The organism is Microcella sp., from assembly GCF_033763155.1.
In the GTDB taxonomy this organism is placed as follows: domain Bacteria; phylum Actinomycetota; class Actinomycetes; order Actinomycetales; family Microbacteriaceae; genus Microcella.
Genome location: NZ_JANRKZ010000123.1, coordinates 1 through 6,797, shown reverse-complemented (window position 1 = coordinate 6,797; position 6,797 = coordinate 1). Strand labels below are relative to the sequence as shown.

At 69.5% G+C, this 6,797-nt stretch carries 6 protein-coding genes and 1 pseudogene; 1 reads left to right on the top strand and 6 read right to left on the bottom strand.

All coding sequences use genetic code 11. The features are described 5' to 3' along the window. Both manB and SFU54_RS05425 read right to left on the bottom strand, forming a co-directional pair. A partial coding sequence (gene manB, locus SFU54_RS05430; protein ID WP_319015279.1) for a phosphomannomutase/phosphoglucomutase occupies positions 1 to 959 on the bottom strand: 959 nt, incomplete at its 3' end. Positions 960 to 979: 20 nt separating this feature from the next. Continuing rightward, the gene (locus SFU54_RS05425) at positions 980 to 1,192 is read right to left on the bottom strand and encodes a DUF3499 family protein (RefSeq protein WP_319015278.1); all 213 of its coding nucleotides are present in this window, start codon (positions 1,190 to 1,192) and stop codon (positions 980 to 982) included. A gap of 52 nt (positions 1,193 to 1,244) precedes the next feature. Here SFU54_RS05425 and SFU54_RS05420 point away from each other — a divergent pair, with 52 nt between their 5' ends. Next, a complete protein-coding gene (locus SFU54_RS05420) occupies positions 1,245 to 1,673 on the top strand; it encodes a hypothetical protein (RefSeq protein ID WP_319015277.1) in 429 nt (142 codons plus the stop codon). A 41-nt stretch (positions 1,674 to 1,714) separates the two neighbouring features. Here SFU54_RS05420 and SFU54_RS05415 read toward each other — a convergent pair whose 3' ends face one another. From SFU54_RS05415 to SFU54_RS05400, 4 genes and pseudogenes are all read right to left on the bottom strand, one after another. Continuing rightward, entirely contained in the window at positions 1,715 to 3,145 is a 1,431-nt protein-coding gene (locus SFU54_RS05415) for a DUF5719 family protein (RefSeq protein WP_319015276.1), read from the bottom strand. Then, on the bottom strand, positions 3,132 to 6,035 hold the full coding sequence (locus SFU54_RS05410; protein WP_319015275.1) for a glycosyltransferase family 2 protein: 2,904 nt from the start codon (positions 6,033 to 6,035) through the stop codon (positions 3,132 to 3,134). Before SFU54_RS05410 ends, SFU54_RS05415 begins: the two co-directional genes overlap by 14 nt. A gap of 36 nt (positions 6,036 to 6,071) precedes the next feature. Then, positions 6,072 to 6,392, bottom strand: a complete 321-nt coding sequence (locus SFU54_RS05405) for a WhiB family transcriptional regulator (protein WP_319015274.1) — start codon at positions 6,390 to 6,392, stop codon at positions 6,072 to 6,074. A gap of 189 nt (positions 6,393 to 6,581) precedes the next feature. Next, positions 6,582 to 6,797: pseudogene (locus SFU54_RS05400) on the bottom strand (UDP-glucose 4-epimerase GalE); the annotation flags it as partial.

Below are 6,797 nucleotides of genomic sequence, written 5' to 3'. Positions count from 1 at the left end.
GCAATCGTCTCGGGCACAATGCGCGAGGTGATGAGGTTGTGCACGACGCGAATCTCGCCGGTCTCGCCCTGTGCACGCACGCGCGTGATCTCACGCAGCGCCACGATCGCGGCGACGGCGCTCGGCGTGACGGGCTGACCGAGCTCGTCGATCACGAAGCAGCTGTCGGCGTCACCGTCGAATGCGAGCCCGAGGTCGGCACCGTGCTCAACGACGGCCTTCTGCAGGTCGACGAGGTTGGCGGGTTCGAGCGGGTTCGCTTCGTGGTTGGGGAACGTGCCGTCGAGTTCGAAGTAGAGCGGAATGATCTCGAGCGGCAGTGCGGGCAGACCCGCGGCCGTGCCGAGCACGGCGGGCACCGTGAGTCCGCCCATGCCGTTGCCTGCATCCACCACGATGCGCAGCGGGCGAACACTCGAGAGGTCGACGAGCTCGCGCAAGTAGGCGGCATAGTCGGCGAGCACGTCGCGGTGCACGAGCGTGCCGGGGGCATCCACCGCATCAATTCCTGAAGCGAGGTACGCCTGCGCGCGGTCGCGAATGCTGCCGAGGCCGGTGTCGAGGCTGATGCCCTGAGCACCCGCGCGGCAGAACTTGATGCCGTTATACGTCGCCGGGTTGTGGCTCGCCGTAAACATGGCGGCGGGCACGTTGAGGCGGCCGCTCGCGAAGTAGGTTTCGTCGGTTGACCCGAGACCGAGCATGATGACGGATGCGCCGCGCGCCTGCGCTCCGCGCGCAAACGCGGCGGCAAACGTGGGTGAGCTATCGCGCATGTCATGGCCGACAGCAAGCTCGAACGCCTCGCCCGTGTGCTCAGCACGCATCTCGTCGGCGAAGCCAGCACCGAGTGCTTCGATGACCGGTTCGGTCAGTTGAGAGCCGACAAGGCCGCGAACGTCGTAGGCCTTGATGAAGGCACTGAGGTCAGGGGTGGGGGTTTCGAGAGCAGAATTCACCCCGTTACCCTACTCGGGTTTTATCCAACTTCGCCTAAAGCGCTATAACGAATTACCTGCCAGCCGTTCGGAACCGAGAGTCGTTCGCTGTGTCGCGCGCACAAGTCATAGCTGTGTGGCTCGGGTCGAGCGCTGAGAGGACCGAGCACCGCCATCGAGTCGGCATAGACATAGGTGAGGGTGCGGGCGGCAGGCTCACTGCACGCGACTTTGCTGCACAGTCGGGCGCTCATCGTGCACTCAGCATAGAACGGCCCCGCGACGCGGCGACGATAGGCTGAGGGCGTGGCACGACCGAGCAGGCAGCCGAGCGCACGAGCACGCGCGCGGCACGGTCGCGTGGGCCGCTCTCCCGTCACGGGGCCCCACCTTCCCCTGGCCTTCACACGCCGGTCGCTCTTTGAGACGACCGTGCAGTCGACCGCCGAGTATCTCGTGAATCAATGGCCGACAGAGCTCGCGAACCTGCGCATCGACGTCACCCCCATGCCCGACCAACCGTCTGCCGTGCGAGGTGTTGCGCGGTGGCGCGTCGTGCCCGACCAGAACCTCGTGGTGCTGTTTCGCATCCCCATCGAACGCATGAGTCGCTTGCGCCGCGACGACGACTGGCACCGCCGACTCATGGTCGAGAGCTGCGTATTTCGCGCCGTCGGCGAGCTCATCGGCAAAGACCCCTGGGATCTCGCACCCGATCGCTTTCGCCACTGGTAAGCGGCCGACGACCGGCGACGGATGCTCGCTCGCGCCGCGCCCTACTGCGGCAGCACGGTCAGCGGGCCGACGGCGCTCGGCGGCGCGAGCACGCGCGAACCCGCGAGCACTCCCTCGCCGCGGTAGCTCACGCTCGCGTGTACGGTGCCGTTTGCCGAGAGCCGCACGCCCGCGTTCGACGCCGACGGCACGATGACCATTCCCCCCGCGGCGATCGACACCACTGTTCCGTCGATGGTCACCTGTGCGGCGCCCTCGGGAGCGAGGAGGTGAATCAGGGCAGACACGTCGTCGTCGAGCGGCGGCACAGCCACGAGCACTTCGGTGTCGGCCGGCAACGCCGGGCTCGGGCTGAACCACTCGAGGTCGGCCGACTCGATACCCGCCGTGCTCGTGCGTGCCGCCACCACGATGGGTTCGGTCGCGTCAACGATGACGGCGTACTCGCCGTCGGCCAGATTCGTCAGCGGAAGGTCGAGCACGACTCCCGGTTCGAGCGTCGCTTCGGTGACGAGACCTGCTGCGCCGTCGAGGCCGACGAGGCGCACGGTGACCTGGGCCGCGGCGTCACCGGGAGCGAGCATCCGCAAGGCCGGCAACCCATCGGCACCGCCGTCAGCGGTCGAGCTCTCGAGAGCCAACTGGCCATTGATGACCGGCAGCGCGGCGATGACGTGGCGCACGGCAGGCTCTGCGAGCGGTGTGACGATGCTGAGCCCACTCGGGGTGAGGCCGCGCACGACCGATGTCTGCAGGGTGGCGGCCACAGAGCCGCCCGTGCTCGAGACGCGCACCACGGGCGAGGGCTCGTCGACGGCGACTCCCGCGAGAGAAACGACTCGCTGCGACCCCGCCGCGACGATGATTCCCGTCGTGCCCACCGCGTCGATCGGCCCCGCGTCGCCCCACAGGGCGAGGTCAACTACGGCATCAACCGCGTCGGAGTTGCTCAGAACAATCCACGTCGTGCGCCCAACGGTCGTCGAGCCCCCCACGAGCCACGACGTGCGCGAGGGCGTCAGGCACTCGGCAGCCGCGAGACCCGCCAGGTCGGGTGTGGTGGGGCGCACGATTCCGGTGGCCGCGAGAGCATCTCCCGGGGCCTCGCGAGGCAGCGTGACGACGACCGCTGAGCCATCGATGACATCATTCGACGCGAGCGTCGACGTGACGAGTCCCGATCCCGTGGCGTGACGCCGTTCGGGCTCAATGACGGCAAGCTGGGGATCGTCTCCGCGGGTGAGCCCCAGAGCACCGCCGGCGCACACGAGCGACTGATCGGCGCGGTCAGGCGTCACCGACACCGTGGGAACGGTTGGCCCAAAACTCGGCCCGGGAACCAGCGCGACGCCCGCAACGAGCGCTGCACCGGCAACGGCTGCACCGACCGCGAGCGATGCGCGTCCGCCCGCGCGCAACCATGACTGCGAGCGCGACGCGCGGTTGCCTTCCGCACCATTACTCATCGTCATCACCGACCTCGAAGGTCGCCGCCGGGCCGTCATCACCGGCAGCATCATCGTGACGCCGACGCGGGCGCAGCGTCGTGGGCACGGCCAGCAACAGGGTGAGCCCGACAATGCCGAGCTGAACGGCGAGCACGAGCGACGAACCCGTGGGCGCCGCAACCGGCGCGCTCCGCGTGTCATCGGTGGGCACGACGCGCCACAAGCGCCCCGCATCCGCATCGCCAATGGGCGCGAGAACGGGATTGCCATCGAGGGCCGCCGTGATTCCCTCAGCAGCGAGGGCGGGCGCTCCTGGCCCCGACGACTGCAGCAAAACGAAACGGACGTCGAGTTCGTCGAGCGCAGCGCTGACATCTCGACCGCTGTCAGCCGCGATGTTGGCCACGAGGTCGGCGAGCGCGGCACTCTGCGGCGACACGGTGCCGCTCAGCGCACTCGTGTGCGCAATCGTGCGCTGTTCTGCAAGAAAGAGGCCGGCCCCGCGATCGATGCGAGCCGCAAGACCCGACTCAACCGGGGTGAGAACGATCGTGCCAATCGCGGGATCGGCCTGCGCCTCAGCCGCCACGATCGCCGGAAGCGTGCGCGCGTCGCCCGCGCTGACCGCCGCCGTGCCCGACAGCAGAGTTGAGAGCGCCGGTGTCGCCGCTGCCGCGGCGCCGACGACCACCACGAGGGCGAGCGCCCTCGCGAGTGCACCCGCCCCGCGGCGCCCGGGGCCCGCGGCAGCACCGCCCTGCGCGGCGGGCGCGAGGGCGTGCACGGCATCGAGGCCTCGAGTCGCCGCGAGTGCGAGACCGAGGCCAGCGAGGCTCAGGGCCGGGCCGACATCGATCGACACAGGCTGACCGCCCCACACCGACACCGAGACGCCCGACACGCCCCAGGCCGTCACGAGCCCAACGGCGACACCCACGAGCGGGAGAATTGCCCGTCGGCCGTGGGGCAGCGCGAGGCCGACGAGCGACAGCGCGACGAGCACGCACGCGAGGCCCCCGAGCACGCCGACGATGACCGCCGCGGGAAGGTCGGGAAAGGCGTGACCAAGAGGCGCGAGAACACGCGAGAGGTCGGGCCACCCGAGCACGAGGCCGGTCGGGGTCACCGCGGCGGGTGCGGCGGGAAGACCCGGGTCGGCGAGGAGTCCGAACGGCGTTCCGCGCCGGACCTGGTCGTAGACGAGCGGGGCGAGCAGAGCGACGGTGGGCACCGGCAGGGTGAGCAGACGGCCAAGGCGGCGAGGGTTGGCGAGCATCCACACCACCCACATCACGAGCAGGGCGGGCAGCAGGCTCGGCGAACTGGCGACGACGATGGCGGCAGCGAGTCCTGCGATGCCCGTGGCACTCCACGATCGCGGGGCGCGAGCGGCACTCGCGACGAGAACGGGCAGTGCGACGTGCGCGACGACCGCGGCCGGTCGACCGTCGACGAGAGCAGAGATGAGGGCTGGCGAGAACGCCCACAGCAGCGCCGCAACGGCGACCGGGCCGGGGCGACGAATGATCGCCGCGGCAGCCCACCATCCGCCGAGCGCGGCCAGAGGCAGGGCAGCAATCATGAGCACGACGATGGCCAGTGACGGCTGCCACGGCGTCAGGAGGCCAAGCAACGCGAGCACGAAAGAGAAGGGGTCGGCAGCGCCGACTGCGGAGCGCTCGAGACCCGCGAGCAACGCCGACACATCGGGCGCGAGGGGCGCCAGCGCGCCACCGAGCAGAGCGGGAGCCCCCATGAGTGGTGCCCACGCAAGCGCACCGACCGCTGCCGCAAGGGCAACGACCCCACCTCCGCTCGGCAAGAAATCGGGGCGCGGCGGACGATCGTCGTCGAGCGCCGCGAGCTGGGCGTCGCGCGCAATCGCGCGTCGGCGGCGAACCTCGTCAGCGGGCATGCGCAACGGGGCAATCGCCGACCACCCGAGCGTGCGCCCGCGCGCCAGGCGACGACGAGCCGCCGGCACAGCGCCGCCCGAAAACGCCACCGTGAGCGCCGCGGCAAACTCTCCCGCCACATAGGTGGGCCGCTTGCGCACGAGATGGCCGAGCGCGCGCACCATCGCGATGGGTCCGAGGCTGAGCCAGTGAATCGGCACGGCGATGGCCGGCGCGTAGCTCAGACGGCGGTGCACCTGAGCGGCACGCATGAGCCGCGCTCGCACGCGGGCCGACACGGGCTTGCCCCCACCCGCACGACCCGCGGTCGCCGTGCCCTCATAAACGAACACGCGCGCTTGCGGCACACCCACCACGCGATGGCCGGCAAGACGGATGCGCACACACAGATCAAGCGCCGCATCAACACTCGGCAGCGCCGGGTCGAAGCCCTCCACGGCAGTGAACACCGCGCGGCGCACGAGCATGGCGGCCTCGCCGACCGCGAGCACGTCGCTCGTGCGGTCGTGCTGCGCCTGATCGAGTTCACGTTCAGCGATTGCGATCGTGGCGCCCCACCGCGTGAGGGTCTCACCGTAGGCGGCGATCACCGTCGGATGCTCGGCCTCCAGTTGTTTCGCCCCCGCCACGGCGACCGAGGGCGCGATTTCGACGGCCGCGAGCAAGCGCTGCAGCGCGTGCGGATCGGGCACGGTGTCGTGACGCAACAGCCACAGCCACTCATCGACTCCGCCGTAGGGCGAGCTCGTCGGTGCGGGCAGCGGCACCGCAGCGAGGCCGCGATGCACGAGCTCGCCGAATCCGAGGCCCGACCCTGCCGTGACGAACTGGGTGGGGTTCGCGGCCGCGAGCTGGGCGGTGACGGCGTCGGCGCCCGCGGCGTCGACGACCACGAGCGCGTCGGGGCGGCGGCTTTGCTGGGCGAGGGCATCCAGAGTCTGTTGCAACGGCTCGCCGCCACGACGGGCGACAACGATTGCAATGACTCGAGGCTGCACTCTTTCGACCCTAAGCCGCTCTGCGGGCGAGATGGGTCAGGCGCGGCGGCGAAGCTTGCGGCGCTCGCGCTCGCTCAAGCCGCCCCAGATGCCGAAGCGCTCATCGTTCTGCAAGGCGTACTCAAGGCACTCGGCCTTGACCTCGCAGGTCGTGCAGATCTTCTTGGCGTCGCGCGTCGAGCCACCCTTTTCGGGGAAGAAAGCCTCTGGGTCGGTCTGTGCGCACAGGGCATCGGCTTGCCAGGCAAGCGCGTTGTCGTCGTCATCGACCGAACGAGGGCGTCGAACACCAGGAACACCGAGACGTACGGGGTCAACGAACCAATCGCCGGGAACAGTGTTGCGGTACTCACTCATCGGCCTGACTCCTTCCCCTGCGCTACCCCCCGGTTGCGCGGGATGACCTAATTACACTCGTGTCATTCGCTCGCGTCAAGTCGCGGATAGTAAAAGGTTCGACAGACGAATGAGAGTTGTGACGCGCCGCAGAAACCGCTATGTGAATCGAGTGATGCTCAGCGCCATCGGCTCCGGCAGTCGCCGTAATCAGACGGATGCCCTCCGGGCCTGCCACGCCGATTCGACCATCTCGGCCAGCGAATGCCGCATCGCCCAGCCCAAGTCGCGCGCAGCGAGCTCGCCACTCGCCACAATGCGCGGCGGATCCCCCGGGCGCCGGTCGCTCACCTCAGGAACGAAGGCGATGCCCGTCACTTCGGCCACGGCATCCATGATCTGGCGCACTGACACACCGTCGCCTGA